Annotated in this window: 15 protein-coding genes; 2 read left to right on the forward strand and 13 right to left on the reverse strand. The window is 50.8% G+C overall.

The genetic code is table 11. From position 1 onward, the window contains the following. Window positions 1–36: 36 nt before the first annotated feature. From BFW38_RS00570 to BFW38_RS00605, 8 genes are all read right to left on the reverse strand, one after another. Window positions 37–2,193 (reverse strand): HlyD family efflux transporter periplasmic adaptor subunit, encoded by a 2,157-nt coding sequence (locus tag BFW38_RS00570; protein ID WP_218186339.1) that lies wholly within the window; start codon window positions 2,191–2,193, stop codon window positions 37–39. A 15-nt stretch (window positions 2,194–2,208) separates the two neighbouring features. After that, window positions 2,209–3,609, reverse strand: coding sequence for an efflux RND transporter periplasmic adaptor subunit (locus BFW38_RS00575; RefSeq protein ID WP_068996641.1), 1,401 nt, complete (start codon window positions 3,607–3,609; stop codon window positions 2,209–2,211). Beyond that, window positions 3,609–4,547, reverse strand: coding sequence for an efflux RND transporter periplasmic adaptor subunit (locus tag BFW38_RS00580; protein WP_068996642.1), 939 nt, complete (start codon window positions 4,545–4,547; stop codon window positions 3,609–3,611). The genes BFW38_RS00575 and BFW38_RS00580 overlap by 1 nt, the downstream gene beginning before the upstream one ends. Further along, on the reverse strand, window positions 4,544–6,205 hold the full coding sequence (locus BFW38_RS00585; protein WP_245686041.1) for a TolC family protein: 1,662 nt from the start codon (window positions 6,203–6,205) through the stop codon (window positions 4,544–4,546). The genes BFW38_RS00580 and BFW38_RS00585 overlap by 4 nt, the downstream gene beginning before the upstream one ends. Window positions 6,206–6,287: 82 nt before the next feature. Then, complete coding sequence (locus tag BFW38_RS00590) at window positions 6,288–12,275, reverse strand: putative Ig domain-containing protein (protein WP_068996643.1); 5,988 nt, start codon at window positions 12,273–12,275, stop codon at window positions 6,288–6,290. 32 nt (window positions 12,276–12,307) lie between these two features. After that, window positions 12,308–13,861: a Tad domain-containing protein gene (locus BFW38_RS00595; RefSeq protein WP_068996644.1), complete on the reverse strand. Its 1,554-nt coding sequence runs from the start codon at window positions 13,859–13,861 to the stop codon at window positions 12,308–12,310. A gap of 109 nt (window positions 13,862–13,970) precedes the next feature. Next, window positions 13,971–15,023, reverse strand: a complete 1,053-nt coding sequence (locus tag BFW38_RS00600; RefSeq protein ID WP_175400907.1) for a CobW family GTP-binding protein — start codon at window positions 15,021–15,023, stop codon at window positions 13,971–13,973. Between the two features lie 8 nt (window positions 15,024–15,031). Next, the gene (locus BFW38_RS00605; protein WP_068996645.1) at window positions 15,032–15,865 is read right to left on the reverse strand and encodes a helix-turn-helix transcriptional regulator; all 834 of its coding nucleotides are present in this window, start codon (window positions 15,863–15,865) and stop codon (window positions 15,032–15,034) included. Between the two features lie 187 nt (window positions 15,866–16,052). Here BFW38_RS00605 and BFW38_RS00610 point away from each other — a divergent pair, with 187 nt between their 5' ends. Next, window positions 16,053–17,246 (forward strand): MFS transporter, encoded by a 1,194-nt coding sequence (locus BFW38_RS00610; RefSeq protein WP_068996646.1) that lies wholly within the window; start codon window positions 16,053–16,055, stop codon window positions 17,244–17,246. A gap of 16 nt (window positions 17,247–17,262) precedes the next feature. Here the strand turns inward: BFW38_RS00610 and BFW38_RS00615 are convergent, their stop codons facing one another. The 3 genes from BFW38_RS00615 to BFW38_RS00625 form a co-directional block, all read right to left on the reverse strand. Beyond that, window positions 17,263–18,102, reverse strand: a complete 840-nt coding sequence (locus BFW38_RS00615) for a putative RNA methyltransferase (RefSeq protein ID WP_068996647.1) — start codon at window positions 18,100–18,102, stop codon at window positions 17,263–17,265. 99 nt (window positions 18,103–18,201) lie between these two features. Then, window positions 18,202–19,368, reverse strand: a complete 1,167-nt coding sequence (locus BFW38_RS00620; RefSeq protein ID WP_068996648.1) for a siderophore-interacting protein — start codon at window positions 19,366–19,368, stop codon at window positions 18,202–18,204. A 120-nt stretch (window positions 19,369–19,488) separates the two neighbouring features. Then, complete coding sequence (locus tag BFW38_RS00625) at window positions 19,489–21,495, reverse strand: TonB-dependent receptor (protein ID WP_084004365.1); 2,007 nt, start codon at window positions 21,493–21,495, stop codon at window positions 19,489–19,491. Here BFW38_RS00625 and BFW38_RS18270 point away from each other — a divergent pair. Then, window positions 21,494–21,622 (forward strand): hypothetical protein, encoded by a 129-nt coding sequence (locus BFW38_RS18270; protein ID WP_281180340.1) that lies wholly within the window; start codon window positions 21,494–21,496, stop codon window positions 21,620–21,622. The two genes, BFW38_RS00625 and BFW38_RS18270, sit on opposite strands and share 2 nt — an antisense overlap. Window positions 21,623–21,692: 70 nt before the next feature. Here BFW38_RS18270 and BFW38_RS00630 read toward each other — a convergent pair whose 3' ends face one another. After that, on the reverse strand, window positions 21,693–22,943 hold the full coding sequence (locus tag BFW38_RS00630; protein ID WP_068996649.1) for an MFS transporter: 1,251 nt from the start codon (window positions 22,941–22,943) through the stop codon (window positions 21,693–21,695). Between the two features lie 141 nt (window positions 22,944–23,084). Then, on the reverse strand, window positions 23,085–23,954 hold the full coding sequence (locus tag BFW38_RS00635; RefSeq protein ID WP_069000110.1) for a helix-turn-helix domain-containing protein: 870 nt from the start codon (window positions 23,952–23,954) through the stop codon (window positions 23,085–23,087). Window positions 23,955–24,046: the final 92 nt, after the last annotated feature.

A 24,046-nucleotide genomic window follows, 5' to 3' on the forward strand; every position in this document is an offset into this window, starting at 1 on the left:
TTAAGAATGCTTAACCTGGGCATTATCTCGCTGCGATTAAAAGCTGGTTTCTCGGATCAATACGGCGGCCACTGATTGCCAAATACGCACAATTAGGCTTTGTGGCTGACCATCGATGACCAGCGTCCCTCGGTATCGTTGCTTGGGGGCTTTGAGGGGCTGAGTTGGGGTTAAATGGAGCCGGTATAAAGCTTGTTCTGGAATCGCTTGTTGTTGCTGGTCGAGACGGGCGGCGATAGGCCCACCGAAAGGCGATGCCAATTCGGGAAGGCGTTTAAGGTGGCTCACCGGGCTGGATTCAATTTGGTTCAGTGCCATGCTCAAGGGCGGTTGCTCCCATTGTTCTGGATAGAAAGTGGCCTGGTCTCCAGGCTGCAAGCGCGCCAGATCTCGTTCGCCTACAAAGGCTTCAAGGTGGGCTTGATCGGGTGTGATCACTGTGCCCAACCAGTGTCCTGCAGGTAACCAGTCGCCTTCTGCCAAAGGTTGTTGGACATCGACAACTTGGCCGCTAATGGGGGCGCGTAATGTCAGTGCTTGCTGCTGTTGTTGGCGTGAGGCGAGGTGGGTTAACGCGACCGCTAACTCTTCTAATACGATGGGCAGTTGTGTCGCCGTATCAGGGTTCATCCGCTGAAAACGACTTTGCCACCGTAAGGTTTCGACACGTCGGTGTAAGCGTTGGTGCTCATGATCTAATGCAGGATCTTGAAATTGAACTAATGGCTGCCCCGCCTGGACGATTTGGCCGGGCGATAGCGCAAGGTTTGCGATACGGGCATTAGTGGGGGCATAAAGCGGGTAGGCCTGAGCGGCTTCTAGAACCGCTGGGGCATGAATCTGTGTGCGCCAGGGGATCAGTAATCCAAGTAGACATAATAGCAGCAGGCTACCGGTCAAAAAGGTATGACGGTTCATCGTGATTTGTTGCCGTTGTTGGTACCAGTGTCGGCACTCTTTTGCGATGGGCAGTAGCAGGAAGTACCCAATTTCAATCGCAAATAAAGCAATGCCGAGGAGTTTAAAGGCGAAGTGATAGACCAGTAATGCGATCCCCAAAAACAGAAAGAAACGGTAGATCCAGGTGCCAAACGCATAGCCCAGTAATAGGCGCTGTAGCCCTGGTGCAAAGTGCTCAGGAGGTTCGGCTTGCCAACCAAACAACGCTTCACGGAGCCGCCAGCGGGCCAGTTGAAAGGCGCGTTGCTGAAGGTTTGGCACATTGATCAGGTCAGACAGTAAAAAATAACCATCAAAACGCATGAAAGGGCTGAGATTGATGGCTAACGTGAGGATCCAGGTGGTCGTGGCCAGCATAAACGCGGCGCTGCGCCATAAACCATCAGGGAGAAAGCTCCAAGCCAGTGTGGCCCAAGCCGCAATCATCAGTTCTGTCAGCATGCCTGCCGCCCCAATGGCTAGGCGCTGATGCCGGTGAGCTAAGCGCCAGGCACTGGATGTATCGGTATAGAGTACCGGCCAGAGCACGAGAAACGCGATGCCCATGGTGGCGACATAACCCCCATAGCGTTTACAGGTATAGGCATGGCCTAATTCGTGAGCCAGTTTGACCAGTATGAGTGTCAGACCCGCGATAAAAGCCCCTGGCAAAGAGAAAAAATATAAAAACGTATGGGTAAAACTTTCCCACTGGCGGGCGGCTAAAATGAGCCCTGTCAGCCCAGCGAATAGCGTCATGAATGCCCAGGTTCGTGTATAAAATAAGCGCACCCAAGGCTGTGTCCGGCTCAACCAACGATCAGGCTGAAAAAGCGGAATTCGTAAAAATAAATAATGTTTTAAAAGCCACTTAAACCAGTGTTGTTGATGGGCCTGTTGGTGTTGGCGGCGCTGCTCTGTGAGTTGCTCTTGAGCTTGGGTATCACTGGCTTTTAATAATTGGTGGTGGCGTAAGAATTTAATAAAGTCGGCCACTTCTTGTGGGGTTATGGCGAGCGAAAGTTGTTGTTTTAACTGTTTGACGAGTGTTGTGATACTGCCCGCTGACCAGTGGCTCAGTAGTTGCATTTCCAGCCAGCCGAGCCGAAAAAATTGACCTTTCAGTGGGTCTTCAAGTGTCCAGCTGGGACTGCCATCACGATGAGTCGGGCCGGGGTGCAAGGTCAGCTCCGGTCTCAGTGGCGGCAGTTGATTCGCATTCGGTGCTGTATCTGAGGTAAGTGATGTCATCATGCGATGTGCTGACCCTTAAAAACTGAGCCAAACGCGCAGCATTGAGAGCGGCCGCCGCAGTAAGTAAAAGCCTAAACGGGTTGGTTCACCATAGAGTTTTGCTGTTCCCTTGAAGCCGAGTTGTCGGCTTTGAGCGTTAAGTGCTTTATCACCATCAGGTATCACCGAATGGTCGAATTCAGCCTTGAGTGGATACGCCAAAGTGCCCTCTAAGGTCGGTTGTGGTCGATAGGCTAACTGCGTTAAATGTGCTTTGAGTGGTGTGGTTGGCTGACTGTTGAGAAAGAAACGAACGGGTGTATCCGGGGTGAGATGAATCGCATCGTTAACGGGTAACTGAATATTGAGCTGCTGTTGGTCCGCTTGTGCAATCTGCATAATGCGTTCCCCCAATGCTACGGCTCGACCTTGCCAGTCGCTAGGGTTATCGACAATGACAATCCCTTTTTGCGGTGCTGTAATCGTCATGCGTGTCTTGGTGTCGGCAAGATAACGGACTTCGCTGGCGGCTTGATCTCTGCGGCGCCGGAGCACTTCTAGAGAAGCTTTGCTGCGCGGGTCTGACAGCGCTTGTTGTTGTGCTTGGCGAAATTCAGCTGCCGCGATGGCATATTGTTGGCGACTGGCCTCTAGCTGACTCTCTATTTCCCGTGTATCCATTTGAACGACGGCTTGCCCTTCGCTAACGGGGCTATTCGGTTTGACCAAGATGTCGGCCACAACGCCTCGGATCGGTGCTCGGAGAATACTGGGATTCTTCGCTTCAATTTGTGCTGGCGCCAGTACGGTTTGTCGTACGGGCCAGCAAAAAAGCCCAATGAATCCTGCCAAGACGATGAAGATGAGTAGGCGTTGGCGCGATCGCCGTAAGCCGGGTAGTTGCCAGCGCCGGGCTGAGCGCTGATGTGCTTGTAACGCACTGAAAGCATGGCTGGCGGCTTCTTGCCAGCGACTGAGGAGAGGATAAGCCTGTAGCGTGATGGCCTGCTGGCTGACCAGGAGCAAAGCTCCGATCAACTTGGGATGTGTTGTGTCTGAGGGGGAGGCTGTGATTAAAGGTAACCACAATACGTTTGTGGGCAAATAGGTCGACCACTGAGAAGCCAATGCTTCCGGGCATTGCTCGGCAGTGAGTGTGCGGGCTTGTTGGGCATTGGCTTGCCTAGACCAGTACTGGCAGCACTGGTTGAGCCATTGATTTAATGGCGTATGGGCGTCGACTTGAGTGACATGAGCCGCATGGGTAATACGTTCGGCATCGGCTTGCCAAAGAAAGACTTGGTCACACGGGCAGAGCATACCGGTATGGTTGACCAAGGCAAACCCGAGTGCCGGTAAACTGTCTGCTTGGCGAAGTTGTTGTTCCAGTTGAATGAACTGGCTCAGTTGCTGGGCAACATGTGATGGGCTGGACATCAAGGAACCGATGGATTGAGTGAGTCAGTAAAGGGCTGTATGTCTGTCAGCATGTCTGTTGTCAGGGCTGTCGCTGCGGATAAATCTTGGCCTTGCGAAGGATGGTCGAAATGGGCTGTGCCGCTCATACCTGGCAGTAGTTTCGCGGGTGTCTGGTGGTTGGCTGTCTGATCATCCGAGCCATCAGGGTCTGATGAGACGTCCGGCGTGATCTGCCCCATCAACTTAATGGACTGGCTGACCGGATCAACGATGGCCCCCAATCGTGTCAGTGTGGCCTGATAGCTTTGGCCGGTTTCATCTAATGTGACTGTGAAAGGCAAGCCAGGCTCAAGCCAGCGTAGCCATTGAGAGGGGGCGATCAGTTCGACGTCAAACCGGTCATCAGCATACAGCGCCAACAAGTCGGTGCCTTCGCTGACGTATTCTCCTGGTTGAACGAGCCTCTCCGCGACGCGGCCATTGAAGGGGGCCTCAATATGACAGCGATTGACCATGACGCGGTGAATCCCGCTTTCTGCTTCGGCCATCTGTTGATCGGCCTCGGCTTGAGCGACATCCGTCATACTGATGGAGTTCAGCTGATTGAGCTGTTGGGCTATGGCCAGTTTTTCTTGCGCGGCTCGTTCTGCTGCATTGGAGCGACGTAAGCGTGCTTGATGAATGGCGCAGTCAAAGGTCAGCAGGGTCTCGCCTTTCTCGAAATGATCCCCTTCTTCAACCCGAACCTGTTTCAGTTTTCCGCTTAATTCACTCGATAAAGTGGTGTGTTCATGGGCGCTGAGCTGAAGACGTAATGCATGAGGCGTTGTGGTGTCTAACGTCGGCGTGGCCTCAGATTGAGGGGTAGCCGCCTGGGCGCTGAATGCGCCCAGGAGCATTAATGTTAAGCCGGTCGAGCGGGCTTGGAGGCGTACGGTAGAATGACGGCGCTTCATTGTGAGGCTTGATCCAGACTGGTGAGGGGAACACTTTGAAGGCTCCCCAAGTTTTGCCAGAGGTCGAGATTGACGGTTTGTGGCTGGGTTGTGCGATCCGGCATCATGACATGGGCGCCGGCCAGCATAATGCCGATCTCAGAGAGATCCCCTTTGGCGAGCACTTGACGCTCTTGGCGAATGGCGTTCGTTAATGTCGAGATTTTGTCATCGCGCACATACAAAGGCACTGCGTCTAGTCCTGCCGCTTGATAAATGGCGCCGTAAGCGGTGCGTAGATCCGCATAACTACGATCTCTCTGACGTGTGGCCAGAACCGTTTCGGTATTGGCTCTTACACGCTCCAGCAATGATTGAGCCTGACTTTGAAGGGCATTATCCGTCTGCTTCAGAATGCGACTTTGAACCTGCTGTAGCTCTTGGCTGCGTTCGAATAAGTGACTGGCGCTTTGGAACTGTCGCCAAGCCACGTTGACTTGCGTAAGCACCGTCATTCTCAATGCCTGACGACGTAGATGAGCGACCTGCTCGCGGGCCTCGCCGGTACGTTTTATGCTTGGGAAAGAAAATACATTCAATAAGTTCCAGCTGACTTTAACCCCGGCATCGGCCCAGTCATTATTCACCAGGTAATCATTACTGTTGTAATTCAAGCCTGAAAAGAGTGTGGCACCGGGCAGTAGTTTGAGCAGTGCACTGCGAGTTTCTAAAACTGCATTCCGTGCTTTGTAGGCTTCTTCACGAATTTCTGGTCGCTTGATCATGGCCAACTGTTCCAACTGAGTGAGTCGGAAGTTGAGATCAGGGACCTGCCACTGTTGTGCGGAAGCGACTTGAAGACGGTAAGGTGTCCCCGGTGCGAGGTTCATTAAGGCCGCTAAACGACTTTTAGCCGTCGCTAACTCAGCATCTAATGTTTCCAGTTGACGCACCATTGTCAGCAATTCTTTTTGGTATTGCAGTGAGGCTAATGGTGTTAATAAACGCTGCTCTTCGGTTTGACGGGCTTGTGCCAAGGCTTTTTGAGCTTCTTCGAGCGCTGATTTGACCTGAGGTTGTAAGCGTTGAGCCGTGGCCGCATTCCAGTAAGCCTGACGGACCTTTTGCATAATATCGGCGACGATATAGCGGCGTTTTTCTTCAAAGCCCAATGCGCGATTGGCCTGCGCTTTGGCGCTGAAATAACTCAAACCGAAGTCGAGAATATTCCAGGACAGTTGCAGATCAGCTGTTCGAATATTGCGCTCTTGACTCGTGGAAGGTTCTAGAGACTCGGTCCCTGTCCTGATCGATTCGCTTGATGAGGCCGAGACATTGCTGCGGTGATTCCATCCCGCTGAGGCCGCTAACTTTGGCAGCATACTCAGGTTGGCCACATCCAGCTGGTTGCTTGCCAGGGCTTGCTCCATTAAAGCCAATCGTTGATTCAGGTTATATTTAATGGCCCTGGCCATGGCTTCATCCAGGCTAATGGCGCCCTCAATCGGCGCTTGCTTGGCAAACATGGCTTGGTGATCGGCATTGGCTTGCAGCACCTGCTCATCCAGGGTAATACGCTCAGGAGAGACACCGCAGGCACTTAAGCTCAGCAGAGCCACGCTGAGCGTTAGAGGGCGGAGCAGGTAGCGGTTGAATACCGGAGACGTGTTTTTAATCACAACAATTCCTCTGGGCGAAGTCGGTCCTGACAAGAGCGTAATGTTTTAAAATTAATGCGAATAATTCTCAATGAAGTCTTCATTAAGATTCCTTCACAAATGCCGATGCTTGCTGTTGATGCGTCCCTTGATTCTGGTTGGGCGAGATGCCTGAGATGTCTTCTGAATGGGTCTGGGCGGTCGCCAGTAGTTGCTCAATCAGCTGTTGAGCCGCGCTGAATAAGTTGCGTGGACCGGCTTCAGCCAACTGTACCGATAAGGGCTGATGAGATGGGGTTATCTCTTCTTGCTGTGCGGTTTCATCTGGATCTTGCCCACCCTGCGTCGGTATATCGTTTTGGCTGAGATTGAGCATGATGAATAAGGACTGGGTTTGGCCTTGAGCGTTGACCATTTGCACTTCAACACCCAGCTGCTGCACCGAATGTTGAGTCCCCGCATCAACATCAATGCGTTGCTGTGCGGCATCAAAGTGAGCCCAGCTGGGAAGAGGAGCGCCATTCGCTTGACGCACAGTGATTTGATGATTCTCTTCTAGTAATTGTCGGGGCAGGGCAAATTGCTGTTGTCCGGCGTCGCTGCGTATCGCGGTTAACTCAATGATGGCAGGGGATGTGATCTCGGTTCGGTTGAGCGCAATCTCATCTAGAGGGTTCGCCGTGTGATCCGATGACATGTCGAAGGTGTGCCACTGTTGACCCAGTGTATGTGCTTGGGAGGTTTGATCCCATTGATTCCATGGACGCTGAGTATCCAGTACCGACTGAATCTCACTGTCCATATTCGGTGGGCTGGCCAGTGTGATTTGAGGTTGTGCCGGTAAAGCGGGGTCTGCGGGAGGCAGTGTGACCACGAGTGTTAACGTTCGGCTACCGCTGGCATTACTGTCATCTGTTGCCGTTAGTGTGAGATTGAAAGTGGCTTCCTCACTGGGCATGCCCGTGATGGTGCGTGTTGCTGGATCAAAGCTGAAGCCTTCCGGTAGACCACTGAGTGACCAGGTTAAAGGATCCCCTTCTGGATCGACCAAAGCATCAATAGGGATTTGATATTGATACGCTTTGCCAATCTCCGCATTGGGCAGCATGATGTCTGCATCGCCTGTCGATGGGGCCTGATTGCCTTGCAGAACTTCTAGCGTAATTTCCCGACTTGTGCTGGCACCGACCGTATCTGTTGCGGTGATGGTGATTGTTATACTGCCTTCTGCCTCTGGCGTGCCTGAAAGGGTCCGTGTTTCCGGATCAAACGTGAGGCCACTGGGTAATCCGCTGATGGAGAGCGTGAGGGTGTCGCCATCGGGGTCAGTGAATAGCCCTTCTGGTAATGTAAACTGGTACTCAATGCCTGCAGTGGCATCGGGAAGGGTCAGCGTGAGGTCACTGGCTTCTGGTGGCTGGTTGTCGATGACCGCATCCCCAACCGTCAGATTGATTGTCCGTTCGACGCTGGCGCCCGCCTCGTCGGTGACGATGACCTTGATGCGGTAGCTGGCTTCTTCACTGAGTTTACCGCTAAGCGTCAGTGTTTCTGGATCGAAGCTGAGCCCTTCAGGTAAGTCTTCAATTTGCCAGGAGAGGTCGCCAGACTCCGGGTCTGTCACTAAGTTGCGATCAAATGTATAGCTAAAGTCTTCATTTGGCGTGAGTTCGAGTGTCGTCGGAAAGTCGTCATTCACTTCTGGCGGCAGGTTATCCATATCCACCATTAAGCTGAGCGTGAGCGACGTCGATAAGGTGCCGTTATTCGCCGTGATGGTGATCTCATGTTCACCGCCTACCGTGGGGGTGCCTGATAAGGTGCGGGTGATGGCATCAAAACTCAGGCCTTCCGGGAGTCCACTCACCGTGAGTGTGAGATCCAGATTGTTGGGATCGGTGAACAGGTCTTCTGGGAATGTAAAACTGTACGCTTCGCCGCCTTCCGCCTGGGGTAGGGTCAGGGTGTCATCAGTCAGTTCAGGGGGCAGGAAGTCACCGGCGTTAATGGTTAATGTCCGGCGCTCACTGTTCGCTTCTCCATCGTTGAAGATGAGCGTGACTTCATGATCACCAGGTGTGGTGGTTGTGAAGTTAATCTGATGCAAGATGTCATTGGCTTGGGCGCTTGTCGTGGTGGCGGTAAAGGTGAGGACGGCTTGGCCTGAATCATTGGTCAGCTCAGCAATCGCTTGGCCGTTGAAGTGTATTTGTCCGTTACTGAAGGTGTAGTGCTCAGTCTCGCTAAAACCAAAAATATCGGCACTTTGTCCTGATAAGGTCAGTGTTGTCCCTTGGTAATCGCCCGCGCCGTTGTTGGCGGCATCTAACTCTGCATCGCTGATATTGAGCCCCTGACTGAGTCGTAGTGGCTCTCCTTCTAAGGCATAATTCAACGTCAGCAGTTGCCGATTAAATGCTGACAGTTGCCCATCACTTAAAGCCAAGACATGATTGTTTGCATCAATCAATACTTGTTGACCGTTATTGAAGGTTAAAGCGCTTGCTGCAGATAACGTATTCCTTTCAATACTGTAATCGACGAGTGTGTTGTTATAGATGACGCTGAGTGCTTGACCATTTTCACTGATGGATAAGCTTTGAATATTATCTTGATTCAGTACTTGGCCTGCATAAGTCAAGGTTTGGCTATCAGGATCGAATTTGAAGTATTGCAAACCATTATCATCGACAATAAATATCTTTCGCTGATCGCTGCTGACGGTAATGGCGTTAGGATTGCTGAGGTGTACGGCTTGGTTTTGGCTATCAACTTGGCCGTCTTGTAAGAAGCTGACGGGTGTTAATCCGCCATCATTATCTTGGTGGTAGATGATGAGGCTATGAGCCGCATTGGGGTCAGTCGTGACATAGACATAATCCCCTTGCGTCATGAGACTACTGGGGGACCATAAGTAAGGTTCAGACCCCATACTGCCTTCGAGTGCGGCTTGGTGAGAAAGCTCACCTGTGCGGGTATTTCGATCTAAAATAATGACGGAGTAGTTATTGATCGCATAAATATGCTGACCGTCATCAGCGATCTGGATCATGGACGTATCCCAGAACGCATTGCCATCAAGATCAAAGTCAGACTTATATTGTCCTTCCAATGTTAGGTTGCCATTGTTATCAATGGCGTAAGTTGAAATTTGTTGTCCTTCACTTAGCATGATGGGATCGTTATTGGCATCGCGGCCGCTTTCGACTTGTTCTGTTTGACCCAATACGTAAAGAAACTGATTGTCGGGAGAGACCACGAGTTGCTGAATGCCACTACCATCAGTGGCTTGTGCTGCTTCGATCGTTTGTGTGCTCAGATACGTTAGGCCATTGTCATCCCGACTGAATACCGCGATATGAGTACCCGCGGTATCGCCGACAAAAACGTGACGCCCATCTTCTGACATGGCCATGGTGCCGAATGCATCCAGCTGCTCAATATCTGATAACCGAGTGATTTCACTGAGTGCGCCAATCGAAGCCAGTGCATTATCTTCCAGCGCAGGAATATCGTTAATGGTGGTGATTTCAATTGCGAACTCAACTGATGATGAGGTCAGTCCTTGCGGGTCAGTGGCGGTGATGGAGAGCTGTACCTGATCAGCTGGGGCGTCGCTGTTATTGAGATAGTTGATTTGATGTAACAAGTTTTGCACATCGCGACTCTGTGGGATGGTGCCTTCCGTATCGATGAACTCAATAACGACCTGCCCATTATCTTCCTGCCAATGGGCAATCGTTTGTCCGGCCTTAGTAATGGTTTTCTGGTTACTGGCATCTGTGACGAGGGTTAAGTCATTGCCGTCATTAAAGTTGAGTTGACTTGTATTATGGGTATCCGTCAGGGATAAGGTGATGGTGGCGCCGCCATAGTTGCCCTGCCCATTATTGAGCGCATCCAGTTGGTCATCTTGAAGACTGAGTCCGGAGGGTAGTGTGATCGCGTCACCGTTCTCAGTATAGCTGAGCGTTGTTGTCGATGATGTCAGTGCTGGGGCTGTATTGGCGACTTTGGGGGGCGCTAATGTGATGGTTGAAGTAAGTGCTTCAGAAAACGCACCGACTGATCCTGATCTCCCCCAGTCTGCAAAAGATAGTTCGATTTTGCGCTCACCCGATAAATTACTATTGCTGTTTTCATATTGAATGCTATCGACAATAGTGCTGACGTCCTCTGGCGAGCTGTTCAGGGCCAGGGTCAATGTGGCTTGATTGCCATCGATTTGAATGTTGTAAGTATAGTCAGCGCCACTTGGTGAGGAGAGAAACCCGCTAACGCCTTCATCAAGCTTAAATTTATCCTCACCGATACGGATGATTTCGTTTTCACCACTGGCGTTTAGCGTGAGTTTAACGCGCGCAACCAGTTGGTTTTGTTCAATGGTGTCCAGTGCGGCGTCACGGTATAAATTGACCGCTTCGCCTTCTTCATAATAAGTGGGGTTTTCTAGTGTGATGGTGGCCTCAGGAGGGTCATTAACGCCGGTCAGCTCGATTCCTCTGACGATTTGTGTTGTTGCACCTGAAGGGTCTCTAAAAGTGATCTGGACAGCGATATGTTTACCATTCCGCGTAGGGTCATCGCTGGTATTTTGATAAGTAATTTGACGCAGTATTTCCTGCGCATTTTGCGCTGTGGTTTGAGCGTTGAAGGTGACTTCCAGTTGTCCATTGGTTGCGGTGTTCAATGTCGCGACCGTTTGGCCGTTGGACATGATTTGCTGACCGCTGATGGAATAGCCGTTACCCGCTTTGAAGCTGAAAAGATCGTCGCTATCGGGACCAGTCGATCGGCCAATCGTCAATTGGGCGTTGTTAAATGTTGTGCCGTGAAGTTGTCCTTCCGGTAGTAAGATGACCGGATCACTTTCCTCTGTGTAATCATCCCCTGATGCGCTCAGAGACAGGCGCATTATGGTGCTCCCCATGAAGGCGTTTTGACTGATCATGAGGTGCTGACCATCGGGGCTGAGTAGCACTTTGTTCGCGTCTGAAACAAGAATCGAGCTCCAGACATTTTCGCCAGGAAACTCTGTGATCGTATTGGACAGTGTCAGGGTGTCATTTTGGTAGAGCACGACATTGATATTATCGCCCACTAAGTAGACCGTATTACCATCTTCTCGGACGGTCAGATCATTTACTTCGTTATCATCAAAGGTAATCGTTTTACCCGTGGCGGTGAGGCTGCCATCATCATTGACGAGATAGCGGCTGAGTGTATAGCCATTGGCGTGATCTAGTGCATATAAGGTGCTGCCATCAGCGCTGAGTGCAATTTGTTCGGTGATATTGAGATCACTGCCTGTTGCACCGCTATCGCCCGCCTCGGTAAGACGGCCATCGTTACCAATGGCAAAAATACTCAGTGCGCTGGTTTCTCCAATAGTGGCGACATATAAGTGTTGTTGGTTGGGAGAGATGAGCGCTTCGCCACCATCAAGAGAGAACTGTTGATCAAGGGTCCAGTTGCCATTGCTTTGCTGATATGTTCGCAGCTCCGTGGTGGTCGTGATATAGAGGCTGTCGTTATTGGATACGATATCGCGAACAATCAAATCGCTATTATCAAAAGTGATTTGGCTGTCACTGCTGAGTTCGCCTTGGGCACTGATATTGAAAATAGAAACGCCTTGTTCTGTCAGCACATAGAGCTGATGCTTATCGGTAGAGAGCGTGAACGTTTGAGCACCTTCCAGTTGTTCACTGGTTTGGCTAATTTCTTTGAGTTGGCCGGTGCTGTCGCGCTCATAGACGGCAAGACGGGCATTGCCTTCATTATCTGCTGTGAGCGCAATCGTGTGTGTGCCTGACAGTGCTAATTGGTGTGTTTTTGAAGCATAGCCTTCAATCTCAAATTGATTATCAACGCTCATATCATTCATTGGGCTGCTGATGCCGTTGGCTTCGACATTGGCTTCGACATTGGCATCTACGACGGCTTGAGCTTGTTGGGGGGCTGCCTCGTTTTGTACTTCTGCTTGTTGCTGCGTCTCGACGGCGGTGGCCACTGCTGCGGCATCGAACATCATCCGAGGTTCCAGGCAAAGTGCTAAGCGTTGACGAGATTGCTGGGTAGACAGTGACATAAGCGTTCCTTCCGGTCTGAGTCGATGACGGTTTATTCGACGAGACGAATACTGTTGTTAAGTTGAATGTCGTTCAGGATCTGGTCCAATTGGTTTTGGACTTGGTCCTCACCGGTCGCAAAGTTTTCGGCGTCCACGAACTGGAAATCGCCACCTTTTGCCGTACAGATCTGTAATCCTGGGCCGGCCACTTGATCAAAAAGCTGGCGCCCAAAGTCCTCTGGATCGCCAGGGCGAACTCCAATAAAAAAGAACTTCAGGCCTCGGCTCTGGAAGCTCCTACAGAGATCGATGAAACGCTGGCGTGCAAAGTTAATGGCTCCTTCTGTACCGGTTTCTCCCGAGCCTTCGCCGGGGTTAAAGTTATAAGCATCGGTGTCGAACCATTTTCCCGTGGTGTTGGCCAACATGATGATGATTTTTTGATTGTCGCTTTGCCCAGAGGCATTGAACTCAAGAGGGTGTTCGGGATCTCCCCAACCATCGCTTCCGCGCATATTGGGCGAGAGGCTGGCGCCTGCCCAAGACATTGCAATGGCATAGTTCACATTGAATCTAGGGCTGAGTTGGTCTAGGCGGGATTCCACAGCTTGTGGATCTTGTGTCAATGGCAGTAATGCGGCGTTTGGACACCCCTTATCAGCGACCATCCAACGTGTATCTTCGGCGCCTTCGCCTCCGAGGTCTGGATTCGGGCCTGTCCATGAAATGGGGGGGGCTCCCGGGCTGCCGTTTTCAGGTAAGTCGTGGCGATAATAGATGCGAAACTGACCAGCGGGCGGCTGATCCCAATCAAAGTTCTCGCCTGCGGCGAGTCCTCGATACATGCATAAGAGATTCGCACGGCGATCAGGAATGCGAGGGTCTGCCAAACTACTGGCCTTACCGCTTTGAAATAGGGTTTTTAATTCTGATGGCGTTGTGGCCCCAGGTGCCGCCCAGCGTTGGAGCCGTTGACTATCCTCATCGCTGTAGATATTGACGGCTTGGCTGTAAGGCACGAGCGATAGCCAGACCTGATTACTTTCTTTGAGTAGTGCTTGATTTAAATACTTGCCCAGGCGTTTAAGGGCGGCAATGTCGCCGTTGCTTTCACTCAATGTACTGGGGATGACCACTGCAATTTCGGTTGGACGGCTGCGGACTTCTGCGGTTGAGGCGACTTTAAGCGTTTGTGTGGCGGCCCCCAGCAGAGGCGATTCAGCTTGAAACTGGGCCGAGACGGTATACCGCTGAAAGTTATCGTCGTCTGATGTTGTCGTCAGCGTGACTTTATCCAGTGACACGTTATCGGCTAGCGCTTGGTCCATGCCCAGGTTATGGCTGATATACCCTTCGGCTAGTGTTTGCAGTTCGGCCATTGGGCGGTCGCTATCGAGCATTCTCTCTTGACCGACTGCCAGCACAGCCGCATCTGTTGCCCGTTTGAGTTGGGCACTGTTATCGCTCATGCGGCTGGTGTCCATGACATAGGCGGTCGCCATGAGGCCACCGGCTATAGTCAGAATCGCGAAGGGGGCCACATTACCCTGTTGAACACGCAATGAGGGGCGTGAGCGTTGTTTTAATCGGTGTCGAAACCGCATGAATATGCCATTGAAGTGATATTAATGCGAATAAAGATAAGAATTATTCGCAAGTAACTTCAATAGTGGCTTCATTAAGTTTGCTTAACGTGATGCTTTAGGATCGTTTTCAATCACTGGACGGCATGGGTAACGACAGGGCTGCGAAAACTTCTGATTGTGGGAGTTGATGAGTGATCCAGGTCAGTGATGAGCGGCGATCATCATCCGGCCATGTCGGTAAGGTTTGCGGTGGGCTGATCACATGCTGAACGCCATGGACGACAACGGGTTGTTCACAGCCCGCCACGTTAAAGAGCCCTTTGAAGCGTAATAACCGTGGCCCTGCCAACGCTTTCATTTGCTCAATCCATTGATTCAACTGCGCTTGCGTCACCGGCGCCTCCAAGGTGAGGCCAAACGTATAGAGATCATCGCCATGCTGATGGGAAGCCTGTGAACTTGACGGCATCGAATGGCCAAGCGCTACGGGCTGGAATGAGTTCATCGGTTGAAAAGCCTGCACCGGCTGAAAGGCATTCAACGATGGATCTGAACGCTGAGTGGGCTCTGTCCACGCGACCTGAATCTCGGTATTCAACGGGCATAGATATTGTGAAGCGGCGGGATTCAGCGCAATCAGTTGTGATCTCAACGCTTCGTATTGGCCGTCTTGCGCTTGATCGGATTTGGTCAGCAGCAAGGTGTCCGCCATCATCATTTGGCGTTGTGCCTGTGGGTGTTCTTGAAGTGTATGGAGACCATGAATTAAATCAACGGTGGTCAGGACGTGAGACAAACGAAAATGTTTGAGTAGTTGAGGATGCGTTGTCAGCGTTTGAATAATGGGAGCTGGATCTGCCAGCCCCGTGGTTTCGATGATCACCTGCTTGAATTGCCGTTGGCCGCCGCGCGCGAAACGCCAGACACTATTACGCAATGTTTGCACTAAGTCTCCGCGTATATTGCAGCACATGCAGCCGTTATCCAGTGTTTTAACGACATTTTCCTGGCTATGGGCGACGAGCCGATGATCCAGTGCGCGCTCCCCAAACTCATTGATAATGACCAGTGTTTCGGCCATATCTGGTTGTTGTAACCACTGGTTCAATAATGTGGTCTTTCCACTGCCCAGGAATCCAGTGAGGAGTGTTACGGGGATTAACGCACGGTTTGCAGGCATGGCTGTACTCATCCAATGTAAGGGCTCAGCCATTCACGAAAGGTCTCTTGATGATCCGGCTGTGGCGTGTAATAGACCAAGCTTAAATGATGTTGCTCATCGGCCAAAAGGCGAGTGTGCTGAAATTGAATCACCCCGAGTCCGGGCAAGTTCAGGTCACGCAATCCTTGGCATGGAGCATCAACGGCATGGGTTGACCAACTTTGTTTAAACTCGGGTGACAGCTGCATCAGTGATTGCACCAGGGCTTTAAAATCGGGGGCTTCTCGTGCATTGACATAGTCGCGTCGAAAGCTGGAAAGAATCCTGGGCATATTGATCTCCCATTGGTGGATCAACTGGCGTAAGGGTTCATGGGCATACAACATCCAGATCAAGTTACGTTGCGCTGCCTCGGTTTTGCTGAATGAGAACAATCGATCCGCTGCCGTATTCCAGGCCAAGATATCCCAACGTAAGTTCATGACATAGCAAGGGCTATAAGGCAGCTCATTCATCAACTGCTGCACAATCGGTGGCACCTGACACCAGTTAATCCCCGTTTCCACCGGTAGGCGCTGGTGAGCCAGCAAAAACAGGTGGCGTCGTTCCATCTCATCGAGTCTGAAGACTTCGGCCAGCCGCTCCAAAAACAGGGACGATACGCCAATCTCTCGACCTTGTTCCAGCCAGGTGTACCAGCTCACGCCGACCCCTGCCAGCGCGGCGACTTCTTCACGCCTAAGGCCCGGTGTTCGACGTCGTTGACCTGCGGGAAGACCGACTTGCTCGGGCTTTAAACGGGCGCGGCGGGTGGTGAGAAAGTCGGCCAGCTCTGACCGGGTTCGGCTCATGCGTGACATGATGTGGCCCTATGATCGAGGGTGTAGGGTGATGGCGTATATGCTGGAGTTGAGATCAGGAATGACGTTATGGGGATGACTTCTAGTAATAGCATAAACTGTTAAATTGTAACATCTTGAGTGCCGTTGCACACTGCCGCCATTCTGAATAATGACGCCCTTGGGTGTCTTGAGTGGAGGGTGTTTGATGTCTCATCCCGTTACGGCGACTTCAGCCAAAGTCGTCACCTATTCTGTTGCTGCGGGTGCCTTTGCATTGGGAATGGCATCTTATGTGACGGCTGGACTGATCCCGATGATTGCCCGCGACTTCACGGTCTCTGTCGGGTTGGCCGCGCAGCTCGTGACAGCGTTCACTTTGGCTTATGGGCTGGGGTCGCCGCTGCTGGTGGCTTGTTTGCCGGCAACGGCGCGTAAGGCCAGTCTACTACTGCTGCTATTGGTTTTTGTGTTGGCTAACGCTGCCAGTGCGATGGCCAGTGAATTTGTATGGTTGATGATACTGCGGGCAATCGCCGGGGTGTCTGCAGGGACTTATCTGGCGTTGGGGATGTCTGCGGTGGCCAGCGTGACGAGTGCCGAACGTCGGGGGCAAGCGATCAGCCATATCATGGGCGGCATGGCCAGCGGCACGGTGCTCGGGGTTCCTGTGGGGTTGTGGTGTGCCCATCAGTGGGGGTGGCCCATGGCCTTGGGGCTCATCGCGTTAACCGGTGCCATGGCGTGGGTCGGCTTGTGGTTGTACCTGCCTGCGTTATCGCCTTCAGCCGTACTGCCTTTTCGTCAAAAACTACGTATTTTGAAAGATGGTCAGGTGAACGGCATCTTAAGCGTATCGCTGCTGGCGGCGATCTCAAGCCTGGGACTGTATACCTTTATGTCGCCGTTGGTCGCTGTATTCACCGCTCAATCGATCACGCCCTTCCTCTGGATATGGGGTGTGGGCGGGATTGTTGGGAGTTTTTGTGTGGGGCCTTTAGCGGATCGTTGGTCTGGCTCCCAACTGACATTGGTGATTATGGGGCTCTTAACTCTGGCGCTCATCACCTTGCCCTTATTGTTGGCGGTGAATCCTTGGTTAGGGCTGCTGCCGATTGCCTTGTGGGGTGCCGTGGGTTGGGCGTTGCAAGTGCCGCAGAATAAAGCCTTGATTAAGGCGCGAGAGGCTCACGGTGATGGTCAGTTGGCGTTGGCATTGAATGAATCGGCGCTGTATTTAGGCAGTGCAATAGGGGCTTTGTTGGGCGGTGTGTTGATGAGTCATCAGGCTTCCCCGACCTTGATCGCTTGGCTAGCTGGGGCCGTTGCGCTATTAGGGGTGTGGGTGCAATGGTCCTTGCGTCGTCGGCAAGGGCGTACCGTTGTATCATCGAATGCCTGAGCTCGACGCGAACACTTCAGTGGCGGGTGAGACGCGAGATGACAACGTCGACCGTGAGGGTTAATGACGTCAGGGCCGCGGCACGTGCGCGGCCCTCGGCGCTGGCGCGATAGAGATGAGGGGTCATGGTCAGTAAGTCGGCAATCGCACTGTTATCGGCTAAATCAATGGTATAGCGTAATGTGTCCTGTCCGGCTTGAGTAAAGCCTTCAGGGGCCTCACTGGAGGCGGGTCGCGGTGCCTTGAGCACGGGGTAAATGACCTCGCGCAGTTCGCGAAGGTGGTCAGGCCCGGCATCCACTTGAATCAGTTCGCCACCGGATTTCAACACTCGGGCAAACTCCGTGTAAACGGGAAACCCAAACATACAGAGCACTCGGTCCAGGGTCTGAGCCTGGATGGGCAGGTGGGCATTCGAGCCCACCACCCAAGTCGAGTTTTGATCTGCTTTGGCTGCCGCCAGAACCGCCCATTTAGAGATATCCACACCGACTAGTGACAATGAGGTCTCGGCTGCACTCAGCTGTGCCAACTGGCGCAGATAATAGCCTTCACCACATCCAGCATCCAGACAACTCAATGATGAGGTCGTCGCGTTTGCCCACACGGCCTGGGTCACGTGTTGTGCAATGCGCTCATAATGGCCTGCGTTAAGGAACCGTTGACGTGCCGCGACCATGGCTTTGCTGTCGCCTGGATCGCGTGAACGCTTGTGCTGAACGGGCAACAAATGCACATAGCCCTGACGCGCGATATCAAAGGTATGGCCCTGAGCACAAGACCAGACCCCGGATTGCTGCGAGAGCGGATCACCATCCAGTGGGCAACTCAGCGCATCAAAAGGTGCGGTACTCATGGGCTTTATCCTCATCATCAGTGGCAGAAAACAGAGCGCACTTTACCGCTGATCGAGTGATAAAAGAACCCTCGCGGGATATCGCCACTAATGGGATCGTTAGCTTTTTAAACGCCAATACCCTTTAACATGATTACAGCGAGGGGCAAGATGTCGTTGATTTCGTAAGTAATGCCTCACTTGCTTCGCTGATTCGGATTCAAGCGCCGCCCAGACCGCCTCGATTGTTTCGATATTGGCTAATCGTTGCAGCACTTCTTGTCCCTGACGTTCTGGAGGACAGACGATGCGTTGAATCTGGCTGTGGGTTGGCCACATGGCGTCATTAAAGTAGTGCTGATCTTCGGCATGCGTACTGAGTAAGATGACATGGGGTGGTTGGGGGTTATGCCATTGTTCGAGTAAGCCTGCGAGTGCGGGAAAGGCGGTTTCATCGGCGATTAATAAGGCCTGACCACTGAGCAAGTGTGGATGCCGGTCTGCAGTTTCTGAGCGACTCATAATGATATCGCCCACGTTGAGTTGTTTGGTCCATAAACTCCCCGCGGTTTGACCGTGGGTAAAAATATCGATATAGCCTAAATTACGATAATGGGCGTTTTCGCCTTGCCATGCCTGACGCAGCGTATAAAGGCGAACACTTTTGTTCACACTCATCATCAAGGTTTCGCGTTTTGAGCTAGAGAGGTGTTTCATTAACCAGATGAAAATACGATCCACGAGTCGCTTATGCCAAGGGGTCGCAGTGGGTTGTGGCGTATTTTGGCGATATTCCGGGCGCTTGCTTATTGTCTTAAGTAAAAAAGCATAGGCATAGCCAGGGTAATCATCTGGGAAGGGGCTTGCCGAGTGAATCGTAATTCGGGTGATGTTAGCGGTCAGCTGCTGTGTATCGATGACTTCGAAAAAACGTTTAACATTGTTTTTTAAATGATGACCTTGCTTGGTGATAGCGGCATAAGCAAGATAAAGAATTTTGTCTTCTAAACTACCTTCGATTTCAAAGGGAATGCGAAGTAATTGAGTGGGTGAATCGGTTGATTGATGTACCCTTAATAATAGTGCGTCATCTTCAATGTCTTCGACATTGAATGCGTGCAGAGTGTCATGGATATTCAACAGTGGTTCTGTGGCGTTAATGACACTGCTCTGCTTGCGGCCATAGTGCTTTACAATGGCTTGCAACTCTTCACTATGATCCTGATTTACGTGATCGATAATATCGAGTTTGTGGTCGAGCTCACTAATGGATGCATGCTCGTTCATAACATTCCTATAATGCTCTAAGCATGATGAATGAATTGGATCTGAGCTGACGTATAGTCAAGGCTGATAAAGGGGCTAAGTGGCCCCTTTTTAGGCAAGTCATTTAAATAATGGAATATGTTACATTCGATATAACAAGCTGATTCCCAGCGTGCGAGTTTGTCCAACGGTGGCGAGGCTTCCGCTTCTAAAGTAAACCGCATCTTCGTTGGTTAGGTTTTTGATGTAACCGTTAACGGTGATATCGTTCCATTTGTATTGGAGTCGGGCATTGGTGATGGTGTGGTCACCGACCTTTGAGGCTCGACTATTGCTTAGGTCTGAGTAGTAGCTTCCGACATAGTGGGCATCAAGGCCATATGACCAGTGATGGTCTATGTAGTGGGAGAAGCCAAGCCCGAGATTGGTTTTGGGGGCACTGGACAGTTCATTGCCTTTATATTGTGAATCTTGATCAATTTCGCTTTGCAGTAACCCTATCGATCCTTTGAGTTCAATATTTGAAGTGAGCCAGCTGGCCGCTTCAACTTCGAGCCCGAAGGTATGTGCCGATTTAACATTACCAACAGCGAAGCCGGTTGCGGCTTGGTAGTCGTTATAATCGCTATAGAACAAGTTACTATTCAGTGTTGTGCCATTGCTGAATTGACTCTTACTGCTGAGCTCCCATGACGTTACTTCTTCACTGTCATAGTCATAAGCGGTATTTGATGTGACGTCGATGCCTGAACCTGCTGGGCTGTATCCCTGCTTGATTGAGGCGCCAATCGTGGTGCTATCGAATAGCTCATGCGTCAGACTGATTTTGGGTAAATAATAAGTATTATCACTGTTTTGTGAGACATCGTCTCGTCCGAAAGCGGTGCCATCTTTATCAATGCTTTCGTGCTCAACTCGAAGCCCGAGTGTTGCTTTGGTTCGTGTTGAAAGTGCATAGGTCGCTTCGCCATAGGCTGCGGTGGTGTATGTCGTATAATCCGTGCTGAGCCGGGCCTGATCAGTCGATAATGACGCTTCTTTTTGGGCAATAAATAGGCCGAATAAACCACTTAATTCGGCATGTACAGGGTTGATGAGTAAACGGTTCTCCAGACGGGTTGTTTTCTGGTCGATATCATAATTAAACAAGGTTGGATATTCATCAGCATGCACATCGGCATTGCTGTGGCTAAGGTGTAGAGAGTTGATCAAACTTGGTGTTAATTCATATTCGACATCGGCAGCGATATCGTTCGCATTGGAGTCTTGAATCCGTGAGCGCGTGGTGTCGTTCAGTGTCAGCGTCTGTGTTCTCATACCCTGATGTGTGTTGCTCGCAAAGCTTGCATGCTCACCTTTGTTTTTGTGGTAGTTCGTGGTGAGTTTGGCCGATAACGCTGGAATATTCAGGGGTTCCCAGAGTAGCTTTGCTCGTAAATTAAGGTGTTCTGATTGGCTGAGGTTGGGCGTGTCGTACCCTTGTTGATGGTAGTTGAGCCAACCTTCACCTGTACTCCCATCAAATGCCAAGCGGTAAGCAAGCTCATCTTTCATCAGCGCGCCGGATGACATGGCGGCCAAATTGTATTTCATGTTGCCGTTGTCATAGCGTTCTAACCCCGTTCGCACGGCGGCTTCATTCTCAAAGCTGGGATCTCGTGTTTTAACGACCAAAGCACCCGCGATGGCGCTTGCCCCCTGAGTTGTCGACTGGGGCCCGCGCAAGACTTCGATCTGTTCGATATCCCATAAGGTGTTAGGGGTAAAGTTATAACCTGACCAATCCTGTGTCGTGCCGTCGATGATGGTGGCAATTCGGGCGCGAGCACCGGTGATAAATGCCAAGCCGCCAGTGGCAGCTCCGTTACCGGTAATCCCCCGCATCGCAATGTTGCCAAAAGAATCCGTCACCACATTGGAGGCGGAAGTGGCTAGCGCTTTAACATCATCGTATTCTCCGTTGGCAACGGCTTGATCATTGAACACCGTGATGGCACTGACGGTATCTTGTAAGTGCTTGTCTATTTTCTCCCCCGTAATCACGATGGGCTTGGCTTCTACTGGGCGCCCTGGCGGTTGCATCTTGTGGGTATCGTCCACGCTGGAAGTGTCAGCATGGGCTGATGTCACCGCTAACAGGCTTGTCATGGCTAAAGCGAATGACGTGGTGATTGAAGCTGTTGTGATTGAAAATGACGTAATGGGTGGTGTCGTGAGTGACGAGGCATGGATTGAGTTTGATCGGGCAAGTGAAGTATTAGAACGTGATATTTGATAGGATTTCATGGTTAATTTGGTTCCGCGTTTTAATGTCGTTATATTGGTGAATTTTATTTATTTTTATTTTAAATATTGTCTTTGATTGGATTAAGAGACACGGTGTGATTAGGCTTTTTATTTTTCAAGAGAATAAAATGACTTAATAATGCAATCGCTAATGTCAGCCCTGAGCCGATGATGACTACAAGGCTGTATCCAACCTGGGTTGCCAGAGTCATGCTGAGTGCCGAGTAGGCAAAACCAAAGACAGAGGCAAAACTAAATTGAAGTGTAAAAAAGGTGGCTTTATATGATGTCTTGGCAGCCTTATCCATCATCAGTGTTGAGGTCACCACCAGTAAGGCTGGAAAACAACAAAAGTGCGCCGTTACCGCACTATAGACGAGCCATTGTTGAGTATGCCCCAGTGCCAGTGGAATCATCATCATGAGGGCAAACGCTTGCGCAATAATTAATGAAATAAGCGATTTTTCACGCCCGATCCATGTCATCAGTGGGGCTGCGATGGCGGCAGAGAATAGCCCAATGATGGAGCCATAAATCTTGCTGACAAAACCAATTTCATCGAGTGCCCAGCCACTATCAACCAGCAAAGGATTGAGTAATGCAAAACCGACAGTTGACCCGATCGGATAGAGCAAAAGCAGTATAAACCAGGGCTTATGGTGTGTGATGAACTGTATTAACTCACTTTTTAATGATGATGGCTCTAGGTCGGAATTGCTATTGTCTTCCATGAGTTGATGAGGTTCATTAAAGCGCATCAATTGGTAGATGGATACGCAGGTTAAACTGGCCAGGAGCCAGAGTGAGCCCTGCCAGTTTAACCAAGGGTAGAGCATCAGGATGATGCCGCCACCTATCACATTGCCCATGAGATTGCCCGAAAACTGGATGCTGTTCGCCAATTGTCGGGTTTTGATATTAAAAAGTTTACAGGAAAGGCCATCGACAGCGACATCTTGAATGCTCATCAGCAAGACATATGAAGCAAATATAAGTAGTAGTAAATTGAATTGCTGTTTGAAATCAATAAAACCCGATATGATTAATAATAGTGCCATACCTGTTTGAGCGATTAATAACCAGCCTCGATACTGTCCTTGGATTGATAAAGTATAACGGTCAATGATGGGGGCATAAATCACTTTGCCGGCCATCGGCAGTACGGCAAGATTTAATAAAGCGAGCTTGTCTAGAGCGATGCCCTGTTGACGTAAAATGGCCGTCGCGGCAGAGAGAATAAACGCAATGCCAATATATTGAGTGATATAGAGGCTGGCCAGCATCAACCAGGGAGTATTCTGTGCTTTCATTAAATATGATCCAAGTGAGATCAATCCTGATATAAGGGTCGCAGTGTAGCGGTCAGGTGGGTGGGGAACTTTCGAGAATAGACATTATATTTTGGGAAATGGACAATCATTGGCGCGATCGGCCATCGGCGGCTTGTCTGTTCAGGTTTGTGCGCGATAAGCCGATGATAAAGATTGGCGGTATTCTCGTGGTGTAATCCCCATTTTGCTTTTAAATAAGGTGGCAAAGTGCGCCTGGCTTTTAAAGCCCACGTTGTTGGCTATTTCGGTAATCGAGTGGCGTCCTGCTAACTGACGACAGGCGGCTTCAAGTCGACTCTGTTTGAGCCATTCACGAAAGCAGCTCCCGGTTAAATTTTTAATGTCCTGTTTAACGTAGGTGCGATTGCTACCTGCCAGTTTGGCCACTTCGGGTAATGTCCATGTTTGTGCCAAGTGGCTTTTTATATGGTTGAGAACCTGACGTAGTTGGGCCTGTCTTGATGAGGTCAGAGATAGGGTGGGCGGCTGTTTTCGATGATGTAAAAATAAGGCGAGTGCTTCTTGTGCTTTTGCTTTGATAAACAACTCACGTTCGAATCCAATGAATGGACAATGCCACACGGCTTCACAGCATTGGTGAATATCATCCGGTACGGCCCCCAGCTCCGCCAGACTGATTTGTGGCACCTTATGGCTGAAATTAGCCCGTAATGAGGGAAGCAGTATCTTCTTGAGGTCCTGAGTAAGCGGTAACATGATGGACAGTGTTTGCCAAATACTGTCACGGGTGAAGTGCATCTGGCTCATACAGGATTGGTTAACGACAGCCACCATGTATTGGTGGCTGTAATCACGTTGCGAGTCCATGCCTTTGTTCAGTGTTTGCCCCTGGCACTGGCCGACCATTGAGATATAAACCCCGGGCTCATGGGCGTGCTGGACATGGGTCTCTTCAGTGAAGACATGATTGATTGAGCGAGCCCAGCTATTGGTCATGATATCCAAATGGAAGCGCTCAGAAGACACCATGTCCTCGATCGCGCAAGGTTTCTCTGTGCCATACGCGACTGAATCATGCGCGACTGAATCATATGCTACTGTGCTATTCACCATTGTGACTG

The sequence above is a fragment of the Terasakiispira papahanaumokuakeensis genome (genome assembly GCF_001709345.1).
GTDB classification, from domain to species: domain Bacteria; phylum Pseudomonadota; class Gammaproteobacteria; order Pseudomonadales; family Halomonadaceae; genus Terasakiispira; species Terasakiispira papahanaumokuakeensis.

Coding starts and splice junctions, on each gene's coding strand:
- BFW38_RS00570 (WP_218186339.1), bottom strand. CDS start 2,193: ATGATGACATCACTTACCTCAGATACAGCACCGAATGCGAATCAACTG.
- BFW38_RS00575 (WP_068996641.1), bottom strand. CDS start 3,609: ATGTCCAGCCCATCACATGTTGCCCAGCAACTGAGCCAGTTCATTCAA.
- BFW38_RS00580 (WP_068996642.1), bottom strand. CDS start 4,547: ATGAAGCGCCGTCATTCTACCGTACGCCTCCAAGCCCGCTCGACCGGC.
- BFW38_RS00590 (WP_068996643.1), bottom strand. CDS start 12,275: ATGTCACTGTCTACCCAGCAATCTCGTCAACGCTTAGCACTTTGCCTG.
- BFW38_RS00595 (WP_068996644.1), bottom strand. CDS start 13,861: ATGCGGTTTCGACACCGATTAAAACAACGCTCACGCCCCTCATTGCGT.
- BFW38_RS00600 (WP_175400907.1), bottom strand. CDS start 15,023: ATGCCTGCAAACCGTGCGTTAATCCCCGTAACACTCCTCACTGGATTC.
- BFW38_RS00605 (WP_068996645.1), bottom strand. CDS start 15,865: ATGTCACGCATGAGCCGAACCCGGTCAGAGCTGGCCGACTTTCTCACC.
- BFW38_RS00610 (WP_068996646.1), top strand. CDS start 16,053: ATGTCTCATCCCGTTACGGCGACTTCAGCCAAAGTCGTCACCTATTCT.
- BFW38_RS00615 (WP_068996647.1), bottom strand. CDS start 18,102: ATGAGTACCGCACCTTTTGATGCGCTGAGTTGCCCACTGGATGGTGAT.
- BFW38_RS00620 (WP_068996648.1), bottom strand. CDS start 19,368: ATGAACGAGCATGCATCCATTAGTGAGCTCGACCACAAACTCGATATT.
- BFW38_RS18270 (WP_281180340.1), top strand. CDS start 21,494: ATGGCTAAAGCGAATGACGTGGTGATTGAAGCTGTTGTGATTGAAAAT.
- BFW38_RS00625 (WP_084004365.1), bottom strand. CDS start 21,495: ATGACAAGCCTGTTAGCGGTGACATCAGCCCATGCTGACACTTCCAGC.
- BFW38_RS00630 (WP_068996649.1), bottom strand. CDS start 22,943: ATGAAAGCACAGAATACTCCCTGGTTGATGCTGGCCAGCCTCTATATC.
- BFW38_RS00635 (WP_069000110.1), bottom strand. CDS start 23,954: ATGGTGTCTTCTGAGCGCTTCCATTTGGATATCATGACCAATAGCTGG.